Raw genomic sequence first — 24266 nt, 5'->3', positions numbered from 1 at the left:
CGGGTACCGAACGCTGTGTATTCGCCGCTGTATCGCCATCATCACTGTGAACGTGCCCGAGGAGAAGACGTGGACGCTCGATTGAATGCTTTTCTTGAACGCGCCGATGCTGTTTTGGCCCGTATCGAGCCGCTGCTGCCTGCACCTCGGCAAACCATCGACTGGAACCAATGCCTGGCCGCGCGCTGGCAACGCGAGGGGCGCAACGGTTTTCTGCTGCCGCTGCACGTCAGCCTCGACATGCGCCTGTCCGACCTGATCGGCGTCGACCGGCAGCTGGAGCAACTGGGGCGAAATACCCAACAGTTCCTCGACGGCATGCCGGCCAACCACGCGTTGCTCTGGGGCTCGCGCGGTACCGGGAAATCGTCGCTGGTGCGGGCCTTGCTGGCCGAACACGCCCAGGCTGGTTTGCGCCTGATCGAGATCGAGCGCGATCACCTGGCGGACTTGCCGCGCGTGGTCGAACAAATCGCCAGGTTGCCGCAGCGCTTTGTGCTGTTCTGCGATGACCTGTCGTTCGAGGCGGGCGAGGGTGATTATCGCGTACTCAAGAGCGTGCTCGACGGCTCCCTCGAACAAGCGCCGGATAATGTTCTGCTGTACGCCACGTCCAACCGCCGTCACTTGGTGCCGGAAAAGGAAAGCGATAACGAAAACTGGAAACGCGTCGACGGTGAGCTGCACCCAAGCGAAGCGGTGGAAGACAAGATCGCGCTGTCGGACCGCTTTGGCCTTTGGCTGTCGTTTTATCCGTTTACTCAGGAACATTTCCTCAACGTCGTCGAACACTGGATCGGTCAACTGGCCGACAAGGCTGGCCTTGAGTGGCAGCGTGATGAAGAACTGGACATCCTCGCCGTGCGTTGGGCCGGCGGCCGAGGCAATCGCAATGGACGTTGCGCGTATCAATTTGCCCGCTATTGGGTCGGGCTCAAGCTGTTGGAGCACAAAGCATGATTGATTTACAGAAGAGCGGCCAAGGGCTGGATGGTTACGGCATGTTGTGGGCGCAGCTGGAATCGTTGCTGGCGGACGAGCGTGATTTCATTGCCAACGCTGCACAGTTCTCGGCCTTCCTGTTTAACCAGCTCGATGACTTGAACTGGGCCGGTTTCTACCTCAATCGCAACGAAGAACTGGTGCTCGGTCCGTTCCAGGGGCAGATCGCCTGCGTGCGGATTCCATTTGGTCGCGGTGTGTGCGGGACGGCAGCGTCGACCTTGCAGACTCAATTGGTTGAAGACGTGCACGCCTTTCCCGGACATATCGCTTGCGACAGCGCATCCAACAGTGAACTGGTTGTGCCGCTGGTCAAGGACGGTCGACTGATCGGGGTACTCGACCTCGACAGCCCGAAACTGGCGCGGTTTACCGTTGAAGATCAGGCTGGTATCGAGCGCCTGGCGGCGATTTTCCTGCGCCTGACCGATTGCTGATCAGGCACTCAAGCCTGCCTTGAACAGCAGGCTGGTCGGGTCGACGGCATCAATTTGCTGTGGATCGAGGAATCGTTCTGCGTACTGCAGATAAATGCCTGCCTGGATGAACAGCCTGAACAGCTCCGGGTCGATGTGGGCGTCTCGGCACATGTTGGCCATGATGCCCAAGGCCTCGCTCAAGGTTTTGGCTTTCTTGTACGGGCGATCGGCAGCGGTCAGCGCTTCGAAAATATCGGCAATCGCCATCATGCGCGCCGGCAGGCTCATCTCTTCGCGCTTCAACTGTTTGGGATAACCGGTGCCGTCCATTTTTTCGTGATGGCCGCCGGCAATCTCCGCGACGTTGGCGAGGTGGCTGGGGAAGGGCAGGCGGCTGAGCATCAGGATCGTCTGCACCATGTGGTGATTGATGATGTAGCGCTCTTCGCGAGTTAGCGTACCTCGGGTAATGCTCAGGTTGTAGAGCTCGCCCCGGTTGTACTTGTAGCGCGGTACGTCGAGTTTGAAACCCCACGGATTGTCAGCCGGGATCAGTTCATTTTCAGCACGTTCGAACAGGTGCTCGGGCTTGTCCGCCAGCAACGGCTCGCTGACCGGCAGCGTCGGCGCAGGCGTTCGTTCCTGGCGGCGATTCTCTTCCCATGAAACTCCGAGCCTATCATCCAGGGTTCGGGTCCAGGTACGTTGAGCAATGCCCCGCAAGCGTTGCAGGTCGGCTTCGGCCATGACCTCACCGCCCAGATTGCAGCGGGCAATGAACGCGAAATCATCGTCCAGCCCCGCCAGATTGGCGTTACGCAATTCGGCCAGGTGACGTTCGTCAGCGCCATGGGCGATGGCCTGCCAATAATCGATCCAGGCATCGCGCTTGAGCACTTCGAAACGCATGCGGATTTCGTGGATGCGGTCGTTCAGGGTTTCAAGTTTAGTGGCTTTGTCGACCACATATTCCGGGGTAGTGACTTTGCCGCAGTCGTGCAGCCACGCCGCGATGTGCAAGGCTTCCCACTCGTCTTCCGTGGGGTGATAGCCGCTGAAGGCCGGCTCCTGACTGTCGGCGGCTGCCTGGGCAAGCATCAGCGTCAATTCCGGCACCCTCTGACAATGCCCGCCGGTGTAAGGGCTTTTGGCATCGATGGCGCCAGCCAGCAATTGAATGAAAGAGTCCAGCAGTTGTTTCTGCCGGGCTTGCAAACGCTGGCTTTCAATGCTCACCGCCGCCGCGCCAGACACCGCCTGGAGAAAAGCGATGCGGTCTGGACGCAGCTTTTCCAGATCGCTCTGTGCGCCGCTGTCGGCCAGCAAGAGGACCAGCAGGCCGACGGTTTCGTTATGCCGATTGTGCAGGCGGATTCCGATCAGGTGAACCCGTGGGCATTTCAGCGCCAGCAGCACCTGTTGCAGATCGGCTGCGTTTTCGAAGCCCAGGCTGGCGACCACATTGTCGGCGTTGGACAACTGCTGCATCCACTGAGGGCTCTGTGAGTCCTGGAGTTCGTAGCCTTGAATACCGAACGTCGGCAACGCCTGGGAGGTGTCGTTGATCACCAGGCCATGGGGCTCCATGCGGGCGCCCTCCTGCTCACGCAGGTAAATCAGGCCCGCCTGGGCCTGTCCGATCTTCACGGTTTCAAACAGCACACGTTGCAGCAACGGTGCGAAACGCGTCTCGGCGCTCAGGCTGTCGGATATCTGGAAAAAGCTCGCCAAGGTGTCCTTCATGCGCGTCATCGACACGCGCAGCTGGTCGACTTCCAGCACGGGCGAGCGTCGGCTGACGGGAAATTTGAAGTTGAAACTGCGGATCGCATCGGCTTCCTGCACCAGTGCGCGCAAGGGTTTGACCAGAACCCTGGAGGTGAGCCATCCCACCGGCAGGCACAACAACAACGTTGCCAGCGTGATCAGCGCCCCTTGCCAGCGCATGCGATAGGCATCGACCAGTAATTCATCTTCGGGGACCAATAGCGCCAGCTGCAATCCTTGCGGGCCGCCTTCATGCATGCTGCTGCGGGCCACAATCCATTCGCGACCGGCGACGTCCAGGCGATTCCCCTCGGGCGGATGAGTGAGCAGGGCACCCAGTGCCGGATTCAGATCGGCCGCCTTGATCAGGCGCGCGGTCTGGTCGTCGACGATCAGACGGCTGCTGTCGGGATAGGCAACAGCATTGCCCTCGGCATCGAACAGCACGATTTCGGTATGGGGCGTCACCACATGTTTGGCCAGCGTCGCCGACAGTTCGACGAGGGTCAGGTCGGCGCCCATCACCGCGTTTTCGCCGCTGCGCCGAGCTAGCGTCGTCCCGACATGGTGAGTGGAGAAAAAGACATAAGGTTCGGTGGTGATCTGGCCTTCATCGCTGCGAGCCCTGGTAAACCAGGCACGAGTGCGCGGATCGTAGGTTTCTTCAGGGTTATCCTGGCGGCGGACGAGCGCCAGGTTTTGATCGAAAAACAAAGACTGGGAGCGCGCCTTCCCGGCACCGGAGGGGTGTTCGATGCTCCAGACCTGATAGGCCGCCGTGTCCGGAGCATTGGTGAGCGTTTTCAGCGCTGGGGTGCGCAGGGGGCGCACCATGAAAAAGTCGCCATTGCCGTATCCCAGGTACAGCGAGGCCAGGTTGGGGTTGTCTTTGAGCGACTGGCTAAAGGGTTTCAGCAGCGCGAGCCGTTGCTCCAGCGCGGGCGCTTCGGTCGCCGGGTTGTCCACCAGCAAGCTCAGCAGGTGTCGAATCGGTTCATAAGTGTCCTGAAGGTCCAGCCGCACATCCTGTTCGATGCGATTGAACAGTTTTTCACTGCTGGACAGGATTATCTGCGTGGTTTGCCGGTAATTGAAAAGGCCCAGTACCACGCCCGTGAGCAGCAGCAGGAAGGTAAACATCACGCTGATATGGACGTGCAGCGGAAACCTGCGTTGATCGGGGCGCAGTGGGTTGGGCATTACTGGTCGCTCCATGGTGGTTAACACACTGCTCAGCGTCCAAGCATAGTTAAGGCTCCATCATCCTGCTTCTGTCGTTGTGGCCTATTTGCTGTTGCAAGGCGTGCTCCAGCTCGAGCATGGCGTGCTTGATGGCTTGGGTGCAGTCGGCCACGTTTTCGGGGAGGAACGCTTCATGGCAGGCGCTTTCGAGCGCCTCGCAGCTGTCGATCAATCGACTCGCCTGGACGATACGTGCCGCCCCCTTGATTTTGTGAGCGAGGTCGAGGAATGACTGGCGGTCTTTGCTCTGTGACAAATCAAGTAATTCCTGACGGTCCAGACGATTGCTGTTCAGCACTTCGAGCAACAGACGTTGATCCAGCTTTGGATTGCCGCCGGTGAGCAGTCGCAGCCCTACGAGGCTGAACGCGGGGTCGCGGGCAATCGGTTTGACGCGCTCGATCCACAGACTCAAAGCCGTCAGGCTGAGGGGCTTGAACAGACAGTCGTCCATTCCCGCGTGTTTGCACCGTTGTATTTCTTCCGGTTGTGCGTTGGCGGTGAAGCCCAGCAGGGTGCACGCCGCGCGCGACTGTTGCGGTTCATGTTGGCGAATCAGTCGGGCCAGTTCGTAGCCATTCATGACCGGCATGTTGCAATCGACAATCACCAGATCGAACAGTCCGTGCTTCCATGCCTCGAATCCGGTTTCGCCATCCATTTCAGCGCGGTGGTGGTGCCCCAAGAACTCGAGTTGCTGGCACATGAGCAAGCGATTGGCCGGGTGATCGTCGACCACCAGGACGTTTAACGGAGTTGAGCTCGGTTGAACCGGTGCTTCGGCGATTATCGGTAGCGGTTCTGGCGGCAATGTCACCAGGTGCAGCGTTATCTCGACCTGCGTGCCGGCACCGGGTTTGCTGCGCAATTGCAGACTGCCGCCCATCATTTCGCACAGGGTACGGCTGATCACCAGGCCCAGCCCGGCGCCTCCCCGGGGCGACTGCGGGCTGTGGCTCGCCTGGGCGAATGGTTCGAACAAACGCTGTTGGTCCTGCTTGCTGATGCCAATTCCGCTGTCCTGAACCTGCACGCGCAAGATGACCCGGTCGGGCTCGTCCGTGGCTTGCCACTCCACCACAATCCGCACCTGACCCTGTTCGGTAAACTTGATGGCGTTGCTGATCAGGTTGGACAGCACCTGCTTGAAGCGCATCGGGTCCAACAGCACATCGTTTGGCGGGCTCAAGTCCAGCAACAGGCGCAGGTTTTTCTGCCGGGCCAGACCGTCGAAAATCCTGACCACCGACGTCACCGTTTCACCGAGGTTGACGCGTTCCGGGTTCAGGCTCAGGTGCCCGGATTCGATGCGTGCTATATCGAGAATGTCCCCGATCAGTTCCAGCAGGTCTTTCGCCGAGTGGTAGGCTACGTCGATGGCGGATCGGTCCGGGTGAGCCAGTTCGATACGTTTGAGGGTCAGCTCCAACATGCCGATGATTGCATTCATCGGGGTGCGAATCTCATGGCTCATAGTCGCCAGAAAAGTGCTTTTGGCTCTGTTCGCTTCGTCGGCGCGTTCCTTGGCCGCTCTAAGGTCATCGAACAGTTGTCGCCGTTCGCTGATGTCGATCCAGCCGCCGATGATGCCTTGTACTTCACCCCTGGAATTCCGGTACGGCAGCACCCAGTGATAAATCGTCAACTGGCGACTGCCGATTCGCAGCGTACGGTCGAGAATCAACGGCGTGCCTTCGTTCACCACGCGCTGATAGTCAGCCTCAAACTCCTGTGCCTCGAACGCATTGCTCACGTTGCCTTGAATGCCGCTTTTGCCGATCACCTCTTCGTACTTTGCGCTGAAGACCTCCAGGTAACTGTCGTTGCAACTTTGCAGCACCCCTTGGCGGTCCCGTACGTAGATCGGATGCGGTGTGCCGTTGACCAGAGAACGCATGAACTCAAGCTGGTCATTCAGCGCGAGCTCGGCCGCCTGACGCTGTTTGATCTGTCGACGCATGTAAGCATTCCAGGCCACAGAGATCAGCAATAACACGCCAACCCCAATGACCCCCTGATAGAACAGCCGGTGATAGTTGCGCCAGGTGTTTTGCGACGTCGAGGAGTAACCTCGCCAGCGACTGTTGATAATGCCCAGCTCTTGCGGAGTAATGCTCAGCAATGCCTTGTCGAGGATGGCGCTCAGTTCCTTGGCATCACGCCCTGTCGCCAGGGAGAACGCAGCCTGTTGCGTGCCAACGGTGGAACTGATCTGAAGTGTCTGTTCGAAGACTCTGGATGAGATGAAGTAGTTGGCGATCACCAGCGAGGTTACGGAGCCTTCAGCCTTGCCCTCTGCCACCCGTTGCACGGCACTGAAAGTGTCCGGGGTTTCGATCAGAGTGAGGTTCGGGTACTCGCGACGCAGGTAATCCACCATCGGATTACCCTGAGCAATCGTCAGGCGTTTACCCGAAAACTGCGTGAGGTCGTTCGGACTGCCGGTCACTTTGCGGGTCAGCAGGACAAAAGAGTTTTCCAGATAAGGACGGCTGAAATTCAACAGCATTTCACGGTGCGCGCTGGGCAGCAGGGCGGCAATCAGATCGGCCTGAGTCTGAATGATGCGCTCGATCATCTCTTCATCGCTTCGGCTGCGATGGATCTCGAAGCGCAAACCGGTGCGCAATCTGATCAGTTCGAGCAGATCGGCAGCGACACCCCGAAAGTTGCCGTCGTTATCAAAAAACGTCAGCGGCGCAAACGCCTCATTGACCACCACGCGAACCACCGGATGTTGCGCCAACCAGCGTTCTTCGCGAGTAGTAAGTTGCAGTTTGTGATCGGTGAGAAGAATGTCACTGCCTGCACTCCAGCGTTTGGCGATATCCTCCCGCTCATGGGTGGGCGTGGCTTTCAGTATCGTGTTGATGATCCCAAGCAGTTCCGGGTTGTTACGGTGCACGGCAAAACTGAAGCCGTGAACTTCGTGTTTACCGAAGTTGGCCATCCGGACGTTGTTCAGGTAACCCTTGTTGATCAGGTAGTGGGTTGAAATGGTGTCACCGAGAAAGACATCAGCCTGATCGAACGCGACCGCGTTTATTGCATTCTGGTAAGACGGGTAAACCGTGATGATCGCCTTTGGATACAGGGATTTGACTTCTTCCATCGGTAGATAGTGGTACACCATGCTCAACCGCAATCCGGCCAGTCCATCGGACAGGGATCGGGTTTCTCCTTCCCGCGTCACCAGGACCGGTTGATCCGCGGCATAAGGTGTCGTCAGCACAATGTCGGCGTTACGTGCCTCAAAGCCGTTAGCGCTGCCCAGCATGTCGACCTCGCCGTTTTCCAGCGCGTCAATGGCATCTTCTCGGGATGTGTAGCGCTGAACCTTGACTGGCAGGCCGGTCGCTTTACCCAGTATGCCCGCGTAATCGGCGGTGAACCCTTCATAGTCGCTGCCGCTGCTGGTCAGGTCGAAGGGCGGATAATCGGGGGCTGAGGTGCCCAGAATCAATTCACGTTTGTTTGTGATCCATTGTCGCTGTGATGTATCCAGTTGTACTTCCATGTGCCCGACCATTGAGCGACTGAGCAGGGAGAAATGTTCGCTGGCGGAGTATGTCGCAGACACTGAGGTGCTCAGGCTTAAGCCTGCGGTAATCAGTATCAGATAATCCTTTAAACGACTGGGCATCCGGTCTCTCACACTAAGGCGTTGCGTTTTGCCATATCGATAAGTTCAACCAGTGATTTGGCTTTGAGTTTTTGCATCAAGCGCTTTTTATAGGTGCTGACGGTCTTGTTGCTCAGGAACATGCCCTTGGCAATTTCCTTGTTGGTGCGGCCTTGTGCAAACAGTTGCAATACCATCAATTCCCGATCATTGACTGACTTGAAGAGTTCAAGGTCGGCGTATCGCGTGTCATCGCTACGGACGGGGTTCAGCGCCTGGCTGGGAAAATAGTTGTAGCCTGAGAGCACCGCTTTGATTGCACTCACCAGTTCACTGAGGTCTTCCTGTTTGCAGACATATCCCGACGCGCCGGACTGCATGCAGCGAATACCGAACAAGGTTGGGCACTGGGCCGTTAAAACCAGGGTTTTTAACGGCGTACACATGGCATTAAAACGGGATAGCACTTCCAGTCCATCCAGCTTGGGAATGCTGATGTCGAGAATAACCAGGTCTGGCATGCATTCGCGAACCATCTGCATGGCGTCGACCCCGTTATCCGTTTCGCCGACGACTTTATAACCCTCATGTTCGAGCAACATTCGGACGGCAAGACGGATAACGGGGTGATCGTCGACAATAAAAACGGAGTTCATAATCAGATCCCATGCGAGCTCAAATAAAGCGCGCACCTTAGCTCAGATAGTTCAGGGGGCGCATGAACTGACAGGTCGATAGCAGTGATATAGGACAATTCCTACAACTGAAGAAGAATAGGACTACGTTCCAGTTCGGTTTTGAATGAGGATCAATAGAGGTGTTGTAGGGGGCAAGTTGATTGTTGAGTGATAGTTTTTTAGGAGGAAGTCAGGGTCAATTAGTTTATAAAGTCTGATTGTTTCAATCGTTTTATTAAGTAACGAGGCAACGGTAGACCTTGATGCCCGGCAGTTTATGAGTTTATCCGGTTTCGCCGGATGTCAGACTACTTGAATGTATTGTCTGATCATTCCAGCCCCCGACCCGCGTTCGGACAATCTGAACAGCAGGTCGGGTCGGATGCGTCAGCGGCTTGAGCGACCGGTCATTTCCAGGGCCATTTCACTGGCATAGCTGTCGGTCATGCCGGCGATGAAGTCGATCATGCGCAGGAATGAAGTGTGCAGAGGCCCGCGAGGATCGGGTGCATTGTTGCCCAGCAAGTCCAAGATGCGGCGACTTTTGAACGACGGCGTCCGACCGTTGTGTTGTTCCAGTGCCGCGCCGCAGAAAGCGTTCAGTAGAATCTCCAGCGTGGTATAGGCGCCGATTTCATGCAGTGTTTTGCGCTTGTCCTGAAAGATTTTTTTTCTGGCCATGTCTTTGGCGTTCAAGACACAGCGCTTGGCAGGGCCATGCATGTGCTCCACCAAATCGCCGGGCAGTGTACCGGCCAGCAGGGCATCTTGTTGTTCGACGAAGGCCCGGGCCGCTGCATTGGTCAGGTGTTCGATGGCTTTGCCCCGCAAGATGGCCAGTTTGCGTCGGCGCGAATCCAGCGGACCCAGTTGACGATAGGTTTCCGGCAGATCGTCACCCACCAGATTGAGCAGCAAGGACTCGACTTCGGCGTACTCCAGCAACTCCATTTCCAGGCCGTCTTCCAAGTCGATGAGCGCGTAGCAGATGTCATCGGCCGCTTCCATCAGATAAACCAATGGATGGCGTGCCCAGCGTTGTTCCTCCAGTTGTGGCAGGCCGAGTTTATGAGCGATCTGCTCGAGCAGCGGCAGTTCGCTCTGATAACAGCCGAACTTGTGCTTCTTGTACCCCAGCGAATCAGCGTGCTTCGCCGTCCAGGGATACTTCAGGTACGTGCCCAGCGTGGCGTAAGTCAGCCGTGTGCCACCGTCGAACTGGTGGTATTCCAATTGAGTGAGAACGCGGAAGCCTTGGGCATTGCCTTCAAAATTCAGGAAGTCATTACGTTCAACTTCGCTCATGTCGTCCAGCCAGCCGCGGCCCGCGGCCTGTTGGAACCAGTGACGGATGGCGTCTTCGCCGGAGTGGCCGAAGGGTGGATTGCCGATGTCATGGGCCAGGCAGGCCGACTGCACCACCATCCCCAAGTCACTGGGTTCGCACCAGTCTGGCAAAGCGCTGCGGATGGTTTCACCGACGCGCATGCCCAACGAGCGCCCGACGCAACTGACTTCCAGCGAGTGGGTCAGGCGCGTGTGGATGTGATCGTTACTGGTGACCGGATGGACTTGGGTCTTGCGTCCCAGCCGGCGAAAGGCACCTGAGAAAATAATGCGGTCATGGTCTTTGTGGAAAGGACTGCGGCCGAGTTCTTCCGGGCTGTGCAGCGGTTTTCCGAGGCGTTCGCGGGTAAGCAGGGTTTGCCAATCCAAGGCTGGTCTCTCCGTCAAATGACTGATGCCTTAGCCTAGAGCCCGACGGCGTCGATGTCGATGAGCAGCAGTCGCTCACCATTGTCGAAAAACTGCCCGGCGGTGAGACAGTACTGATTGCTGGTGGCATCGCGGTAAGTGCTCGACAGCGTGAGCCGACGCTCGTCCCAACCCTCTGCCAGCAAGTGATAGAAATACGGACGCCATGACCAGTTGTGGCCCAGGTAACGGTTGTCCGACGCCCAACCGTTGTTTCGCCATTCAAGGTTGGGCGTCAGTTGCGTTCCGTGGCGATCGCATTGATAGAAACGCAACAACCAGGGGAATGCGTCCATGTGGGGCAGGGCGCTGAGTGGAGCGTGGGCCTGAGCCCATGCCTGCAATAGGGACATCAGTTCGCCGAGTTGCTGGCGCATGACCATCAGTCGACCGCGTTCAGCCAGTTTCTGTTGAACATAGCGTTGACGCAGTTGCGCGAAGCGCTCGACAAACGCGTCAGCGGCAAAGAACTCGGCTTGCGCCCTGGCAAACAGAAAACCCTGCACATACCGGGAGCCGCACTCCAGGGCAAAACTTAATTGAGCTTCTGTTTCCACCCCTTCGGTGATGATCCAGCAACCGGTTTTTTCGGCCATCTGTGCCAGTGCCTTCACCACATCGCTGCTTGGACCGCCCAATGCCGCCGCCTGGAACAAGCGCATGTCGAGTTTGAGAATGTCCGGTTGCAGGGCCAGTACGCGATCGAGTTGAGAATACCCTGCGCCGAAATCATCAATGGCGATTCGTGCGCCAGCCTCTCGGTAGCGCGCCACGACGTCAGCCAGGCGCTGAATGTCGCCGCCCAGTTCAGTGATTTCGAAGACGATACGTTGCGGGTCGACGTTGTGCCTGCAAAGTTGTTTGAGGCTTGGCAACGCTTGATTCGGTCGCAGCCGATTGATCCAGCGCGGGGAAATGTTCAGGCTTAGAAACCAGTCCGAGGGCGCTTCATGCAAGCGACTCAGCGCGTTGTCGCGGATCTGGCGATCCAGACGCCGCAGCGCGATGGCCGGTGTTCTCGGGTCAGCAAACAGCGGACCTACCGACGCCAGTTGACCGTCGGCTTGTTGCAGTCGGCCCAAAGCCTCGACGCCGGCGATACGGCCGGTGGCGGTATCGATGAAGGGTTGAAAGCAGGCGAGCGGTTGCCCGTCGATCACGAGGCCTCCTTGGTTAGGGTCTTGTTTTTGGATAACGCCTGTTTACCGGGTAGGCATGCAGGGTTGAACCCCTCGATAGAGAGGTTCATTCCGCTGGTAGTGCAAGAATGCAGCCAGATAGTGGCGATTTAGTCTTTGCGCGAATTGCTTTGCAGAACCAGCTTGATCAAGGGCCCCAGGCTGGTGCCCAGACGAATCAGGCGAGTCAGGCTACTGGTGCCGCCGTTGCGCGTACTCTTGCCGGTCAGAAAGCCGAGCAAAGTGACGGCCGCCACGCCCCAGAGCGGGGCGTGCTTGATGCCAAAACCGTCCTGCAGGTCTTGCTTCATTCCGCGAATTCGCTGCAAGGGCTGCAGCAGTTCCCGGGATTCGAGGCGGATTTCCTGACGATGCATTTCCATGCGCAGGCGAATCAGCGCCTTGCGCATTTCCGCGCGCGAGCTGTTATTGGGCAGTTGAGGCAGGCTCATGGCAGCAGGCGCTCCCGATCGTTGGCCAATTCTTCCAGGGTGCCATGGAAGGGCGAGGACTCATCGAAGACCGCTGCTTTCAAGCGCAATCCACAGAAAATCGCGGCAAGGGTATAGAAGACGCAGAGCCCGATGATGGCGGCCAGGCGATAGGTGTCCCAAAAAACAATCAACACCAGGGTCGACAACCCCACCAGCAATAGCAATGCAAAGACCAGTGCCAGGCCTGCAAAAAGCAGCAGGCTTACAGTGCGCGCTTTTTGTTCCTGCAACTCGATGCCGAACAGTTCGACATGGCTGTGCAACAGTCCGAGAAACGCAGCGCCCAGGCGCCGCGATGAAGCGCTTGTGCCCGTCGCCGACGAGCCGGATTCGCCGATAGACATATCAGCGCCGAGAAGCCAGCAGGCCAATGAGGAAGCCTACCCCGGCGGCGATCCCGACCGATTGCCATGGGTTGGCCTGCACGTAATCTTCCGTCGCGGTGACGGCGGCCTGACCGCGTTCGCGTAACGAGTCTTCGGTCAGCTTCAGGGTTTCCCGGGCACGCAACAGACTGTCGTGGATCTGGTTGCGCAGCTCATCCGCCTGATCGCCCGCCAGGGTCGCGGTGTGCTCCAGCAACCGTTCGGTGTCGCTGACGAGGGACTGAAAATCGTTCATCAGGATTTCTTGAGCAGTCTTTGCCTTGATGCTGGCCATGGGTAGATCTCCGTAAAGGGCTTCTGATGGGTTCGAGTATGAGCCTTGCGCGAAGGTTCAGTACAAATGACTGGTACAACTTTTGCTGTGTCGTGGTGCGTTTGCCGGCGCCGATGCGCTGTTGCCGGGCATGATTTCAAAAAAGTCTCGATTCAAACAATAAAAACTCGCGCGACGACTTCGCTCTGATGCGCCAAAGCGGTTCATGGAGATCAGTCATTCGATCCACAGAAGCTGCAACTTGGTGCGTCGATGCTTTGCGCGAACTGCTTTGGTGCTTTTTTTCAGTCTTAAGGTCTGCCAATCCATGGAAAATCTGCAAAGCGCTGTCGACAGTCTGGTCCACAGCTCCAATACATTGTTCATCCTTATTGGCGCCGTCATGGTGTTGGCCATGCACGCCGGTTTCGCCTTTCTTGAGGTTGGCACGGTTCGGCAAAAGAACCAGGTCAACGCCTTGTCGAAGATTCTCAGCGACTTCGCCATTTCGACTTTGGCCTACTTCTTTATAGGCTATTGGATTTCCTACGGAGTGACGTTCCTGCAACCGGCGGCAGTGATCAATGCCGACCATGGTTATGGATTGGTGAAATTCTTTTTCCTGCTGACCTTTGCAGCCGCCATCCCGGCGATCATTTCCGGCGGTATTGCCGAGCGTGCCCGGTTCGTCCCGCAATTGTGCGCGACTGCGCTGATCGTGGCGTTCATCTATCCCTTTTTCGAAGGGATGATCTGGAACGGTAATTATGGTTTGCAGGCCTGGTTGCTGGCGCGATTCGGCGCCAGCTTCCATGACTTTGCCGGTTCTGTGGTGGTGCATGCCATGGGCGGCTGGCTGGCCCTTGCGGCGGTGTTGTTGCTCGGGCCGCGACAAGGACGCTATCGCGACGGACGCCTGGTGGCATTTGCTCCGTCGAGCATTCCCTTTCTTGCCTTGGGTTCGTGGATCCTGATTGTTGGCTGGTTTGGCTTCAACGTCATGAGCGCCCAGACCCTGCAAGGCGTGAGCGGACTGGTGGCGGTGAACTCGTTGATGGCCATGGTCGGTGGCACCGTGGCGGCACTGATTGTCGGGCGCAACGACCCCGGCTTTCTGCACAACGGCCCCTTGGCCGGGCTTGTGGCCATTTGCGCCGGCTCCGACCTGATGCACCCGGTGGGCGCATTGGTAACCGGCGCCATCGCCGGGGCACTGTTTGTCTGGTGCTTTACCGCGGCGCAGGGCAAATGGCGTATCGACGATGTGCTGGGGGTGTGGCCTTTGCACGGTCTGTGTGGCGTGTGGGGCGGGATTGCGTGCGGCATTTTTGGCCAGACCACCTTGGGCGGCTTGGGTGGGGTGAGTCTGATCAGCCAGTTGATTGGCACCTCGCTGGGGGTCGTCGTGGCGCTGGCCGGTGGTTTTACGGTGTATGGAACGATCAAGGCGTTTCATGGATTGCGCTTGAGCCAGGAAGAGGAGTACTACGGCGCGGATTTGTCGGTGCATAAGATCGGCGCCGTCAGTCAGGACTGAATCAATTTTCTGCATCTTCAGCTCCGGGATAAAAATCGTGGAGCATCCGATAGCGATCATGCCGGATCTGATCGGCCCGCTCCTGTACCTGATGGGCGGGCAGTCCCAGCATGATCAGTGCATGGGAGGCGAGCATCAGGCTGGACTCCAGCAACTCGGGTACGACTTCGTTGGCACCGGCTTCTTTGAGTTCGGCCAGTTGGCTGTCATCGCGGGTACGAACCAGAATAGGCACTTTTGAATTGATCCGGCGAGCCTCCTTGAGGATCTCCAGCGCGATGTCAGGTTGGTCCACGGCGATCACCAGCAACCTGGCGCGCGCCAGTCCGACGGCAAGCAGTAATTCACCTCGACGCGAGTCTCCATAGTGCACGCTGCTTTCGCTGACGGCCGCTTCCTCGACCCTGACCGGATCGTGGTCCAGCGCAATGTAAGGTTGTTGCTGATGAGTCAGGCAGCGCCCGATGGACTGGCCGACGCGCCCGTAACCACAGATGACCACATGCTTGTCCAGATCTGCGTTCAGCGCGCTGATCTCTTCAAGTTGTGCCTCCTTGTTGGATTTGCGATGCAGACGATTTGCGATAGACGGGGCCGCGCGCAGCAGCAGTGGCGTGACCAGCATCGAACAGAACGTCGCAGCCAGCAGCATGCCGCCGAGTTGCGCGGGCATCAGGTCGCTTTGCTGCATCTGCGCCATCAGTGCAAAGCAGAACTCACCTCCCTGAGCCAATGCCAGTCCACTGCGCCAGGCGGTTTCGCTATCGCTGCCACGCCATTTGACCAGTAGCGCCACCACGGTGCCCTTGATCAGCAGCAATCCCAGGGTCAGACCAAGAATCAGCAGCGTGTGGCTGGCGAACAGATTCAAGTCGATCAGCATGCCGATGGTGACGAAGAACAACCCGAGCAGAATGTCTCGAAACGGGCGGATATCGGCCTCGACCTGATGTCGGTAATGACTTTCACCCAGCAACATGCCAGCGAGAAACGCGCCCAGGGCAGGGGAAAGACCCAGTAAATGAGTCAGCCAGGCGGTCAGCAGGACAATCACCAGCGCCAGCAATACGAAAAGTTCGGCGGAACGAGCAGCGGCGACTTCATGGAACAGTCTTGGCAACAACCAGCGACTGGCCAATAGCAACCCGCCGAACAAGACCACGGTTTTTATCAGGGTTAGGGGCAGCGCCCAATACCAGGCCTGATCACTGTTGCCGGCGAACACGGGCACAAGCGTCAACAGCAAGACGGCCACCACGTCCTGGAACAGCAAAACGGCAATAGCATTCTGGCCATGACTGCTGAAAATTTCGCCAAGGCTGGTCAGCTCCTTGCTGACGATGGCCGTGGACGATAGAGCCAGCCCCGCGCCCAGCAACAGCGCGGGAGTGACCGGCATCCCGAACAACATCAGCAAAACACCCAACAACAGCCCGCAGGCCAGCACTTGCAAACTGCCAAGACCGAACACCACATGTCGCAGTGCGATCATTTTCGTCAGGGAAAACTCAAGACCGAGGGAGAACAGCAGGAACACTACACCCAGCTCGGCAAGGTGTGGTAACCCTTCGCTCTCATCTACCCAATTGAACGCGGTCGGGCCAATCATTAGCCCCACGCACAGGTAGCCGAGGACCGGGGGCAATCGCAGGCGCTGGAACAACGCTATGACCACTAGAGAGGAAACGAGAATAATCAAGAGATTGGCAAACACAAAAAGCTCCGCTGACAGACGCTGGCTACTCAAGCGTAGAAGCAAAAAAAACGTGAGCATTGCTCAAATGGCACAAACGACGACTGATTTGCGTCAGGGTTATTCAGCCATCATGGCGATTCATGAGGCCGGGCAGAACATTCGACGGCTCGACGGCTTTTCAGGGCAGGCCTAGAATAGTTACTTAACTTTTTTTCGGTTGAGCGCTCATGCCTCCTGAATGTCAGCTGTTCAGCACCCTGGGGTGCCATCTCTGTGAAGTGGCCGAAGCCGAGCTGATGCCGTTGGTTGAGCACGGTCTGCTGGTCGAGCTGGTAGATATTGCTGATGATGAAACCTGGTTCGCCGCCTACAGTCTGCGCATTCCGGTCCTGCGACGAGTTGATACCGGCGCGGAACTCGGTTGGCCATTCAGTGCCGACGAGGTGGTGGCGTTCTTGCGTTAAGCGGTTTTTGTGCTGGCGATGGTCCCGTCTGTCGAACTTTGCGACTGATCCCCTTGGCTTAACCGATGCTCTTCGGATACTGTATGCGCATACAGTTATTCGTAGTGCTGCTTACCGTCCCCGGTTTCCGGAGGGGCGGAGGCAGTTCCAGGCGTGAGAGGGATGAATCGTGGTCAATGTCGAACAATTGAAGAACAGCGTAAACCGGATGTCGGTCGATGTTGTGCGCGAGGCTGTCCTCGAATTGCGTCTGGACGGTCTGGTGACGGAAGGAAAAACGCCTTTTAACAAACTGCATTTCAACACCTGTTTTGCCGAGATCGAAGCGCTGTTTCAGCGTGCGGGTTACCACCGGCAGCTGGATGTCGTGGGCTATCAGGGGTTGTTGTACGCACTTTACGACCCGGCTCGCTGGGAAGCCGTCGATGTGTTGCGCTGGCTCAAGGAATTCACCGAAGCAGCAGCGCGCACGCAGATTCCCGCATGAGGATTCTCTGCTAGGTTCGACCCGGCCACTGTTGGATAATGCCGCCCTGTATTGAGGGTCAGAGCGTTCGTATGTCCACTTCATCTTTTTCTGCCGCACACAACCAGGCCAGCACACTCTACTTGCCGCCGGGTTCGTGGCTGACCGTTATCGATTGCCTGTGCGAGCATTTCAGCGCTATCGGTCGTGAACAATGGCTGGACAGGGTGGCCCGCGGTCGCGTGCTCGACGGGCACGGAATGCCGATCGCGCTGGATCTGCCGTACAAGGAAGGGCTGCGGATTCATTATTTCCGTGAGGTTGCGGACGAAAAGCCGATCCCGGTGGTCGAGTCGATCCTCTATGCCGATGAGCATCTGGTGGTCGCTGACAAACCGCATTTTTTGCCGGTAACTCCGGCAGGCGAGTACGTTGAACAAACATTACTGAGAAGATTGATCCGTCGTCTGGATAACCCACACCTGGTGCCGTTGCATCGCATTGACCGGCATACCGCGGGGCTAGTGCTGTTTTCCGCCAACCCGCAGAGCCGATCTGCGTATCAGTCGTTGTTTCCGACACGGCAGATTGAAAAATACTACGAGGCAATTGCTCCTGCATTGCCTGATCTGACCTTTCCATTGGTGCATAAAAGCCGGCTCATCGATGGCGAGCCGTTTTTCCGCATGCAGGAAGGTCCGGGTATCAGCAATACCGAGACAGCAGTCGATGTTCGGGAAAAGAACGGTCATCTCTGGCGGTATGCGCTTCACCCGGTGACGGGCAAGAAACATCAATTGCGCGTGCACATGACGGCGCTGGGCGCCAGTATCTGTAACGACCCGTTTTACCCGCAGGTGCTCAAGGGCGTTGAAGATGACTATGCCAATCCGCTGAAACTGCTCGCGCAGGGATTGCGGTTTGTGGATCCGGTCACCGGCCAGGAAAGAGCGTTTGAAAGCACTCTCACCTTGCAGTGGTGAAAAAATCCCGGCCACGAAAAAGCCCGCGTCAAGCGGGCTTTGTCTTATCTGGCAGGTGCAGTAACGATTACAACTCTTTAACGGTACGAACCTGATCCTTGTTGATGCGTGTTTCCTTGCCATCCAGCTGTTCGAATTCGTAGAAGCCCGATTTTTCATCGTACTTTGGCGAGTCGACTGCCTGGATTTCACGGCCGTCATTCAAGGTGATCACTGTCGGCGATGCGCAGCCCGCCAAGGTCGCGAGGCCTGCTGCGAGCATGAGAGTGGCGAGGGTCCGATGGGTCATGAGTGTTTCTCCGAATAAAAATTCTTTTGGTTACTGAGCTTGTAGACGTACACAACGCACGCAAGTTCCTTGGCTAGTGTCATTCTGACACGGTATGCGCGCGTAACAATTCCGGGGTGTTTAGGTTGGCCAGTCGAGGGTCGTCGTCTGCGCATTGCAGGGCGGTTGCCTCCAGTTTGCGCATGATGCGCCCAGGGCTGCGTTCACCTTCATTCCATGCCGTGTCGAATGCGGCGCAGAGTGCTACAGGGATAACGCACAGCAACGGTTCCCAATGTGCGCCTTGGCGCAGCATCAGCGGTTTGTCCGGATGCTGGCTGGCGGTTTCGCGCATGCTGTGGAGCAGGGCGGCATTGATGCGGGGGACGTCGCACGGCAATACCAGCAGAAGAGGATGGCGGGCGGCCTTGAGCCCTGCGCGAATTCCGGCGAGGGGGCCAGGGAAATCGCCCTCGTCGTCATGGACCAACTGATCAGCGTAAGGCGCGTATTTTTCCATGTTTCTGTTGCACGAGATGATCAAGTCATCGCTCAGGTCGCGGGTCTTGTCATGCAGGTGCGCGATCAGCGGCTTGCCGTGCCATTCCAGTAAACCCTTGTCCTGACCGCCCATGCGTTGGCCGCGACCGCCTGCCAGGAGCAGAATGGAGCAGGGTGGCAATGCCGGGTTCGAGGTCATGGCAGGTCTCCATGGAGGCGCTGAAAAAGTGAAGCGCTGTGATATAACACCGAGCTGTTTTTCCTACAACTGGACGAGCCTATGAAAGCCAAGGCCGATGTACCTTTCGCGCCGCTTAACATTGCGGTGCTGACAGTCAGTGATACCCGAACCCTGGAAACCGATACGTCAGGCCAGGTTTTTGTCGACCGCTTGAGCGCTGCTGGCCACAACCTGGCCGCTCGGGTGTTGCTTAAAGATGATCTCTACAAAATCCGCGCGCAAGTCGCTCACTGGATTGCCGATGAGGTGGTGCAGGTGGTTCTGATCACTGGCGGTACCGGGTTTACCGGGCGCGACAGCACACCAGAGGCGGTGAGTTGTCTGTTGGACAAGCAGGTCGATGGTTTTGGTGAGTTATTCCGGCAGATTTCTGTTGCTGACATCGGCACCTCGACCGTCCAGTCCCGGGCGTTGGCCGGTTTGGCCAACGGTACGCTGGTCTGCTGCTTGCCAGGATCGACCAATGCCGTGCGCACTGGCTGGGATGGCATTCTCGCCGAACAACTGGATTCACGGCACCGCCCCTGCAATTTCGTGGCTCATTTGAAGCAGGCAGCACCCTGTGAATCCCGTGGGTAAGCCAGGTAAAACCGGCAGCCTGATGCCGGTCGAGGTGGCGCTGGCGCGTCTGCTGGAGATGGCAGAGGCCTCTTCTATTCGCGAGCGTGAACGTTTGCCGCTGGCGCAGGTTCAGGGGCGCGTTCTCGCCGATGACCTGGTGTCGACCCTTGATCTGCCGCCTTGGCCAAACAGCGCTATGGACGGCTACGCCCTGTGTATCGCTGATTGGACGGGCGAGCCGTTGGTGGTCAGCCAGAAGATATTTGCAGGTCAGGCACCTGAGCCGATGAAGCCAGGTACGTGTGCTCGAATCTTTACCGGTGCACCTGTGCCCGCGGGCGCCGACTGTGTCGAGATGCAGGAAAATGCCGAGGTTCAGGCGGATGATCGAGTATGTTTCATCGAGCCCATGACCCCTGGTCAAAACATCCGACCACAAGGTCAGGAGACAACGGTGGGCGAGCTGGTTTTGCCGGCCGGTACGCGCCTTGGAGCAATCGAACAGGGTTTGGCGGCATCGCTGGGCTGCGCAGAACTGGACGTTGTTCGCAAAGTGCGTGTTGCGGTTCTTTCAACTGGAGATGAATTGGTTGAGCCAGGCCAAGCCTTGGGTCCGGGACAAATCTACAACAGCAATCGCGTGTTGCTGTGCAGTTGGTTACTACGCCTGGGTTGTGAAGTCGTCGATGCCGGTATTCTTCCAGATGATCTGGAGACCACTCGTGCTCGCCTGGGTGAGTTGAAGGATGTTGATCTGATCCTCTCTACGGGCGGAGTGTCGGTGGGCGAAGCCGATTTCCTCGGCATGGCCTTGCGCGAAGCGGGCGAGTTGACGCTTTGGAAACTCGCTATCAAACCTGGCAAGCCGCTGACCTTCGGGTATTTTCGCGGGGTGCCCGTGATTGGTTTGCCCGGCAACCCGGCGTCGACGCTGGTCACTTTTGCGTTGTTGGCAAGGCCCTACCTTTTGCGCCGTCAGGGTGTAAAAAAGGTTGAACCACTGAAGTTTCAGGTGCCGGCCGGGTTCGTCTGGCCGAAGGCTGGCAATCGACGAGAGTACTTGCGTGGACGCCTGGAGAATGGTCGGGCGATCATTTACAAAAATCAGAGCTCCGGCGTACTTCGCAGTGCAGCCTGGGCTGATGGCCTGGTTGAAGTGTTGGAAGATCGCACGTTGATCGAGGGTGATTATGTAGTGTTCATTCCTCTGAGCGAAGTTCTGAACTGACGCATGGAGCGCAGTTGCCGCAAGCCCGGGAAAGCGCCGGGTCTTGCGTGTCTGACTAACGCTTAACGAACCAGAAGTGTCACGACCTGATCAAAGCGGCTGTTGGCAACCCAACCCAACAGGCCGAGGACGACCGCTGCTCCGCCTGCTGAATAGGCAAGTCTGTGTTTGATGGATTTGACGTCATTGCGCACTTCATCCATGTCTCTTCGGATGTATTTCAGATGAGTCTCCAGTTCAATGACGCGAGGTTCCATGTCAACTCCTGCGGCGGGTTTTACGTTGTTGTTGAATTCAGCCTGATGATTGGCGCGATTTTCCGAGAACGGCTTTACCGGAGAGGGGGGCAACTTGATGTCATGAGTTTGCATGGAGAAAGACGCTCCTTGCATCCATACCCTTCGAATAGCCGAAGCTCATATAATTTGCATTTGTAACCTTTGGTGCGGGTCCACTCATTGCTTGCACATCCCTGTGTAGTTGCTTTTGGTGACGGATAGCCGCCGAAATCAAGGTGAACCATTCGCCCTGGCGGGTCAATTAAGCCGATTCCTTATATAACGTAAGAAAATATCCCGAGCTGTAGGACTGCAGCCTGCACGCCTCAAAAAATCTCAACATCGTGCGACCTTTATAGGGGGCTGTGAGGTCAACATCTCCTGAATGAATTCCAATCAGGAGCTACAACAATGAGTGAGCGCAAGGCGCTGTTGATTCTGCATGGCAAGCAGGCACTCAACGAAGAGGTCCGCGCGGCCGTCGAAGGCAAGCGCACGCAGGGGTGGACACTGGCCGTCCGGCTGACCTGGGAAGCGGGGGACGCGCAGCGATTAGTGGAAGAAGCGCTGAGCGCCGGCTACACGCAACTGATTGCCGGTGGCGGCGATGGCACGTTGCGCGATATCGCCGAAGCCCTGGCGGCGCACCCGAATCAGGCCAGCCTCGTCTTGATGCCATTGGGCACGGCCAATGATTTTGCTCGCGCGGCTGGAGTGCCTCTGGCGCCAGCGCTGGCACTGGATCTTCTGGAAGTTGCCCCACACGCTATCGATCTGGGAGAAGTAGGAGGGCAGGTCTTTCTGAACATGGCCACGGGCGGTTTCGGCAGTCAGGTCACGGCCAATACGTCGGAAGATTTGAAAAACGTCCTCGGCGGCGCCGCGTATCTGTTTACCGGCTTATCTCGCTTCAGCGAGTTGCATGCGGCTTATGGTGAGTTGCAGGGGCCGGACTTTCATTGGCGCGGCGAGCTGTTGGCGCTCGGGATCGGCAATGGTCGGCAGGCGGGAGGTGGGCATGCGCTATGTCCGGAGGCGCTGGCTGACGATGGTCTGCTGGATATCAGTATTTTACCGGCGCCGCAGGAAGTGGTCGGTACCTTGAAAAGCCTGCTAACCGATGGCTTTGGCATCGACAACATGTTTGTACGCGCTCGTTTGCCTTGGGTCGAGATCAAGGCTTCGGAAGGTCTGCACATAAACCTTGATGGCGAACCTCTTGAGGGCGACAACTTGCGTTTTACGGCGCGTGCCGGGGTATTGCGCGTGCATTTGCCAGAGAATTCACCGCTGCTGAGTGCATCGCGGCCAGCTAATCGTCCAGGCTGATAATTTGCTCGCGTACGGCAAACAGGACAAGGCCGGCGACATCGTAGATCTGCAGGCGCTTCATGATCTGCGAGCGGTGCGTTTCAACGGTCTTGATACTGAGGCCCAGGCCATTGGCGATTTCCCGGGTTGATTTTCCGCGAACAATCAGTCGCAGGATTTCCAGTTGCCGTGCCGTCAGGTTATGGGAATCGTGCGTTTCCAGAGGCTGTTTCTGGTTCCGGATCAGCGCCTGATTGATGACCGTGTGGGCGATGGCGGGGCTGAGGTAGCGTTCGTTGTTGCGCAGGGCATCCAGCGCATGTTCCAGCTCCGTGGCCGTGGTGTCCTTAAGCAAATAGCCATGAGCGCCGGACTCTAGTGCTTGCATGATGAGCGCGGGGTCGGTGTGCATCGACAGGATCAGCACCTTGCTTTTCGGGCGCACCCGCTTGAGGCGCTGCAAGGCTTCAAGACCGCTGGTCTCCTTCATGGATAGATCCAGAAGAACAATGTCAGGAGCCAGTTTCTCAACCATGTCGAGCAGCTGCGAGCCGTCATTGGCCTCGCCAACTACTGCATAGCCGGGAATATCCAGCACCAGGGCGCGTACGCCTGCCCTGATCAGCGAGTGGTCGTCCACCAGAAGTAAATTACAAGTCAATGCAAAACCTTATTCGTACTGGCCCGTTCGAGCGCGCGCGGCGCCCAGGGGAAGAGTGCTTCGATTTGCGTGCCTTTACCCGGCTCGCTGGTCACGGCCAGGGTTCCGCCCAGCAGATCGATCCGTTCCCGCATCCCGGCCATCCCGCGCTGGCCCTCTCGACCGGGATCAACCGCGGGTGCGAAACCCTGGCCGTCGTCGTTGATCAATAGTGTCAGGCCTTGGGGCATGCGTTGCAGTCGCACCAGAAGATTTTTCGCTCCAGCGTGACGCAACATATTGGTCACTGCTTCCTGAACGATTCGAAAGGCTGCCACCGCCATTTCTTCCGGTACACCGGTCAACCGTTGATGGCATTCCAGGCTCCAGTGCACAGAGGTGTTGGCGAGGGTTTTGAGCAGATGCGCACGCAGACTGGCTTCCAGCCCAAGACTCGCCAACTGCCTGGGATTAAGGATGGCCGAGACGTCACGAACCTTGGTCAGGGTTTCTTCCAATGTGTCGCAGAGTACCGAGCACTGGCCCTGCATTTCATCAGGCATCCGACGTTTGAGCCATTCACTTTGCAGTTTTGCAGCGGTCAGCAGCTGGCCAATATCGTCGTGCAATTCTCTACTCAGGCGATGGCGTTCATTTTCCTGAACTTCCAACAGGCGGTCCGCCAGTTCTTGCGGTTCAAATTTTATCGACTGACTCGAGAGGCGGTACTGGACCCAGACGCTGGCCAGTGCCGCGATATTGACCGCCAATAAACTCAGTGCAAGGGGGGTGGAGAGACCGAAGACCAGCAGGCTGCCAAGTGCCGAACAGGCGCACAGCAATAGCGTGAGCCGCCGAGCGTTTTTCTGAGAAGGTGGCCATGAGGTGACTGACTTGAGGCTGGCGTACATAGCGGATGGAGCCAATGAATGTTCGCTGCGGGCAGACCGGCCATAGTGGCTGACGGGTCTCTGTCTGAAATAGTGTCTCGTCCTGAGCACAGTGGGCTTTCAGTAGTCGAACTACAGCCTTTATCGGGCGGCACTGATCTGAAGCCACTTTGCCATTAATTGGCGTCAACTAATGGTCGGCATAATAGCACTTAAGAGACCGTTGGTCGCGTTTGCCAGCGGTGGCCATAGAGTCAGGAAATAACGCCGTGGATGGATAGGCTCTCTATCGAAAAGTTCTATGGAAGGGGGAAGTAACGATTAATTTCGAGTTGTCGCGCAAAGGTATGAAGTATTCAATTACGACAGAAGCCTCTCATTTTATAGAGCAGCGACATGGCTATAAG

The 24266-nt window shown here is 57.4% G+C and carries 23 protein-coding genes; 9 read left to right on the top strand and 14 right to left on the bottom strand.

All coding sequences use genetic code 11. The features are described 5' to 3' along the window. Positions 1-69 precede the first annotated feature (69 nt). Positions 70-960 (top strand): ATP-binding protein, encoded by an 891-nt coding sequence (locus NL116_RS21560; RefSeq protein WP_494373951.1) that lies wholly within the window; start codon positions 70-72, stop codon positions 958-960. Beyond that, positions 957-1439 carry a GAF domain-containing protein gene (locus tag NL116_RS21555; protein WP_494373950.1) on the top strand — a complete coding sequence of 161 codons (483 nt, stop codon included), beginning with the start codon at positions 957-959 and terminating at the stop codon, positions 1437-1439. Before NL116_RS21560 ends, NL116_RS21555 begins: the two co-directional genes overlap by 4 nt. On the opposite strand, the gene NL116_RS21550 is transcribed toward NL116_RS21555, so the two are convergent. From NL116_RS21550 to NL116_RS21515, 8 genes are all read right to left on the bottom strand, one after another. Further along, complete coding sequence (locus tag NL116_RS21550; protein ID WP_494373949.1) at positions 1440-4388, bottom strand: HD domain-containing phosphohydrolase; 2949 nt, start codon at positions 4386-4388, stop codon at positions 1440-1442. It lies immediately after the preceding gene. A 49-nt stretch (positions 4389-4437) separates the two neighbouring features. Next, complete coding sequence (locus NL116_RS21545) at positions 4438-8073, bottom strand: transporter substrate-binding domain-containing protein (protein WP_494373948.1); 3636 nt, start codon at positions 8071-8073, stop codon at positions 4438-4440. 8 nt (positions 8074-8081) lie between these two features. After that, on the bottom strand, positions 8082-8708 hold the full coding sequence (locus tag NL116_RS21540; protein WP_027925739.1) for a response regulator transcription factor: 627 nt from the start codon (positions 8706-8708) through the stop codon (positions 8082-8084). Positions 8709-9116: 408 nt separating this feature from the next. After that, positions 9117-10445: a deoxyguanosinetriphosphate triphosphohydrolase gene (locus NL116_RS21535; protein WP_027925740.1), complete on the bottom strand. Its 1329-nt coding sequence runs from the start codon at positions 10443-10445 to the stop codon at positions 9117-9119. 35 nt (positions 10446-10480) lie between these two features. Then, on the bottom strand, positions 10481-11644 hold the full coding sequence (locus NL116_RS21530; protein WP_494373947.1) for an EAL domain-containing protein: 1164 nt from the start codon (positions 11642-11644) through the stop codon (positions 10481-10483). 128 nt (positions 11645-11772) lie between these two features. Further along, entirely contained in the window at positions 11773-12114 is a 342-nt protein-coding gene (locus NL116_RS21525) for a hypothetical protein (RefSeq protein WP_494373946.1), read from the bottom strand. After that, positions 12111-12500: a phage holin family protein gene (locus NL116_RS21520; protein WP_027925743.1), complete on the bottom strand. Its 390-nt coding sequence runs from the start codon at positions 12498-12500 to the stop codon at positions 12111-12113. The genes NL116_RS21525 and NL116_RS21520 overlap by 4 nt, the downstream gene beginning before the upstream one ends. A 1-nt stretch (position 12501) precedes the next feature. Next, entirely contained in the window at positions 12502-12816 is a 315-nt protein-coding gene (locus tag NL116_RS21515; protein WP_494373945.1) for an ElaB/YgaM/YqjD family protein, read from the bottom strand. Between the two features lie 307 nt (positions 12817-13123). On the opposite strand from NL116_RS21515, the gene NL116_RS21510 reads away from it, so the two are divergent. Continuing rightward, positions 13124-14332, top strand: a complete 1209-nt coding sequence (locus NL116_RS21510; RefSeq protein ID WP_494373944.1) for an ammonium transporter — start codon at positions 13124-13126, stop codon at positions 14330-14332. Between the two features lies 1 nt (position 14333). Here the strand turns inward: NL116_RS21510 and NL116_RS21505 are convergent, their stop codons facing one another. After that, positions 14334-16046, bottom strand: coding sequence for a cation:proton antiporter (locus NL116_RS21505; protein ID WP_494373943.1), 1713 nt, complete (start codon positions 16044-16046; stop codon positions 14334-14336). Positions 16047-16255: 209 nt separating this feature from the next. On the opposite strand from NL116_RS21505, the gene NL116_RS21500 reads away from it, so the two are divergent. The 3 genes from NL116_RS21500 (at position 16256) to NL116_RS21490 (ending at position 17941) form a co-directional block, all read left to right on the top strand. After that, on the top strand, positions 16256-16492 hold the full coding sequence (locus NL116_RS21500) for a glutaredoxin family protein (protein ID WP_494373942.1): 237 nt from the start codon (positions 16256-16258) through the stop codon (positions 16490-16492). 169 nt (positions 16493-16661) lie between these two features. Continuing rightward, positions 16662-16979, top strand: a complete 318-nt coding sequence (locus tag NL116_RS21495; RefSeq protein ID WP_027925747.1) for a transcriptional regulator — start codon at positions 16662-16664, stop codon at positions 16977-16979. Positions 16980-17050: 71 nt separating this feature from the next. Next, complete coding sequence (locus NL116_RS21490; protein ID WP_494373941.1) at positions 17051-17941, top strand: pseudouridine synthase; 891 nt, start codon at positions 17051-17053, stop codon at positions 17939-17941. A 67-nt stretch (positions 17942-18008) separates the two neighbouring features. Here NL116_RS21490 and NL116_RS21485 read toward each other — a convergent pair whose 3' ends face one another. Beyond that, positions 18009-18230: a YgdI/YgdR family lipoprotein gene (locus tag NL116_RS21485; protein ID WP_027925749.1), complete on the bottom strand. Its 222-nt coding sequence runs from the start codon at positions 18228-18230 to the stop codon at positions 18009-18011. Positions 18231-18309: 79 nt separating this feature from the next. Then, positions 18310-18909, bottom strand: a complete 600-nt coding sequence (gene mobA / locus NL116_RS21480; RefSeq protein WP_494373940.1) for a molybdenum cofactor guanylyltransferase MobA — start codon at positions 18907-18909, stop codon at positions 18310-18312. A gap of 81 nt (positions 18910-18990) precedes the next feature. Here mobA and moaB point away from each other — a divergent pair, with 81 nt between their 5' ends. Together moaB and NL116_RS21470 are read left to right on the top strand one after the other, a co-directional pair. Then, positions 18991-19530 (top strand): molybdenum cofactor biosynthesis protein B, encoded by a 540-nt coding sequence (gene moaB / locus NL116_RS21475; RefSeq protein ID WP_494373939.1) that lies wholly within the window; start codon positions 18991-18993, stop codon positions 19528-19530. Further along, the gene (locus tag NL116_RS21470; RefSeq protein WP_494373938.1) at positions 19514-20740 is read left to right on the top strand and encodes a molybdopterin molybdotransferase MoeA; all 1227 of its coding nucleotides are present in this window, start codon (positions 19514-19516) and stop codon (positions 20738-20740) included. The genes moaB and NL116_RS21470 overlap by 17 nt, the downstream gene beginning before the upstream one ends. Positions 20741-20802: 62 nt before the next feature. On the opposite strand, the gene NL116_RS21465 is transcribed toward NL116_RS21470, so the two are convergent. Beyond that, entirely contained in the window at positions 20803-21111 is a 309-nt protein-coding gene (locus tag NL116_RS21465; RefSeq protein ID WP_494373937.1) for a hypothetical protein, read from the bottom strand. 318 nt (positions 21112-21429) lie between these two features. On the opposite strand from NL116_RS21465, the gene yegS reads away from it, so the two are divergent. Further along, the gene (gene yegS / locus NL116_RS21460) at positions 21430-22347 is read left to right on the top strand and encodes a lipid kinase YegS (protein WP_494373936.1); all 918 of its coding nucleotides are present in this window, start codon (positions 21430-21432) and stop codon (positions 22345-22347) included. Here the strand turns inward: yegS and NL116_RS21455 are convergent. Both NL116_RS21455 and NL116_RS21450 read right to left on the bottom strand, forming a co-directional pair. Beyond that, positions 22331-22990 (bottom strand): response regulator, encoded by a 660-nt coding sequence (locus NL116_RS21455; protein ID WP_494373935.1) that lies wholly within the window; start codon positions 22988-22990, stop codon positions 22331-22333. The two genes, yegS and NL116_RS21455, sit on opposite strands and share 17 nt — an antisense overlap. Next, a complete protein-coding gene (locus tag NL116_RS21450; protein WP_494378109.1) occupies positions 22987-23880 on the bottom strand; it encodes a sensor histidine kinase in 894 nt (297 codons plus the stop codon). The genes NL116_RS21455 and NL116_RS21450 overlap by 4 nt, the downstream gene beginning before the upstream one ends. Between the last annotated feature and the right edge of the window lie 386 nt (positions 23881-24266).

The organism is Pseudomonas sp. FBCC-B1667 (assembly GCF_059133255.1).
Note: the sequence above shows the minus strand (reverse complement) of the source record. Positions and strands in the feature narration are given on the sequence as shown.

Excerpts from the sequence above, each read along its gene's own strand:
- NL116_RS21555 (WP_494373950.1), top strand. The coding sequence starts at position 957 with ATGATTGATTTACAGAAGAGCGGCCAAGGGCTGGATGGTTACGGCATG.
- NL116_RS21550 (WP_494373949.1), bottom strand. The coding sequence starts at position 4,388 with ATGCCCAACCCACTGCGCCCCGATCAACGCAGGTTTCCGCTGCACGTC.
- NL116_RS21545 (WP_494373948.1), bottom strand. The coding sequence starts at position 8,073 with ATGCCCAGTCGTTTAAAGGATTATCTGATACTGATTACCGCAGGCTTA.
- NL116_RS21540 (WP_027925739.1), bottom strand. The coding sequence starts at position 8,708 with ATGAACTCCGTTTTTATTGTCGACGATCACCCCGTTATCCGTCTTGCC.
- NL116_RS21525 (WP_494373946.1), bottom strand. The coding sequence starts at position 12,114 with ATGAGCCTGCCTCAACTGCCCAATAACAGCTCGCGCGCGGAAATGCGC.
- NL116_RS21520 (WP_027925743.1), bottom strand. The coding sequence starts at position 12,500 with ATGTCTATCGGCGAATCCGGCTCGTCGGCGACGGGCACAAGCGCTTCA.
- NL116_RS21515 (WP_494373945.1), bottom strand. The coding sequence starts at position 12,816 with ATGGCCAGCATCAAGGCAAAGACTGCTCAAGAAATCCTGATGAACGAT.
- NL116_RS21510 (WP_494373944.1), top strand. The coding sequence starts at position 13,124 with ATGGAAAATCTGCAAAGCGCTGTCGACAGTCTGGTCCACAGCTCCAAT.
- NL116_RS21500 (WP_494373942.1), top strand. The coding sequence starts at position 16,256 with ATGCCTCCTGAATGTCAGCTGTTCAGCACCCTGGGGTGCCATCTCTGT.
- NL116_RS21490 (WP_494373941.1), top strand. The coding sequence starts at position 17,051 with ATGTCCACTTCATCTTTTTCTGCCGCACACAACCAGGCCAGCACACTC.
- NL116_RS21485 (WP_027925749.1), bottom strand. The coding sequence starts at position 18,230 with ATGACCCATCGGACCCTCGCCACTCTCATGCTCGCAGCAGGCCTCGCG.
- mobA (WP_494373940.1), bottom strand. The coding sequence starts at position 18,909 with ATGACCTCGAACCCGGCATTGCCACCCTGCTCCATTCTGCTCCTGGCA.
- moaB (WP_494373939.1), top strand. The coding sequence starts at position 18,991 with ATGAAAGCCAAGGCCGATGTACCTTTCGCGCCGCTTAACATTGCGGTG.
- NL116_RS21465 (WP_494373937.1), bottom strand. The coding sequence starts at position 21,111 with ATGCAAACTCATGACATCAAGTTGCCCCCCTCTCCGGTAAAGCCGTTC.
- yegS (WP_494373936.1), top strand. The coding sequence starts at position 21,430 with ATGAGTGAGCGCAAGGCGCTGTTGATTCTGCATGGCAAGCAGGCACTC.
- NL116_RS21450 (WP_494378109.1), bottom strand. The coding sequence starts at position 23,880 with ATGTACGCCAGCCTCAAGTCAGTCACCTCATGGCCACCTTCTCAGAAA.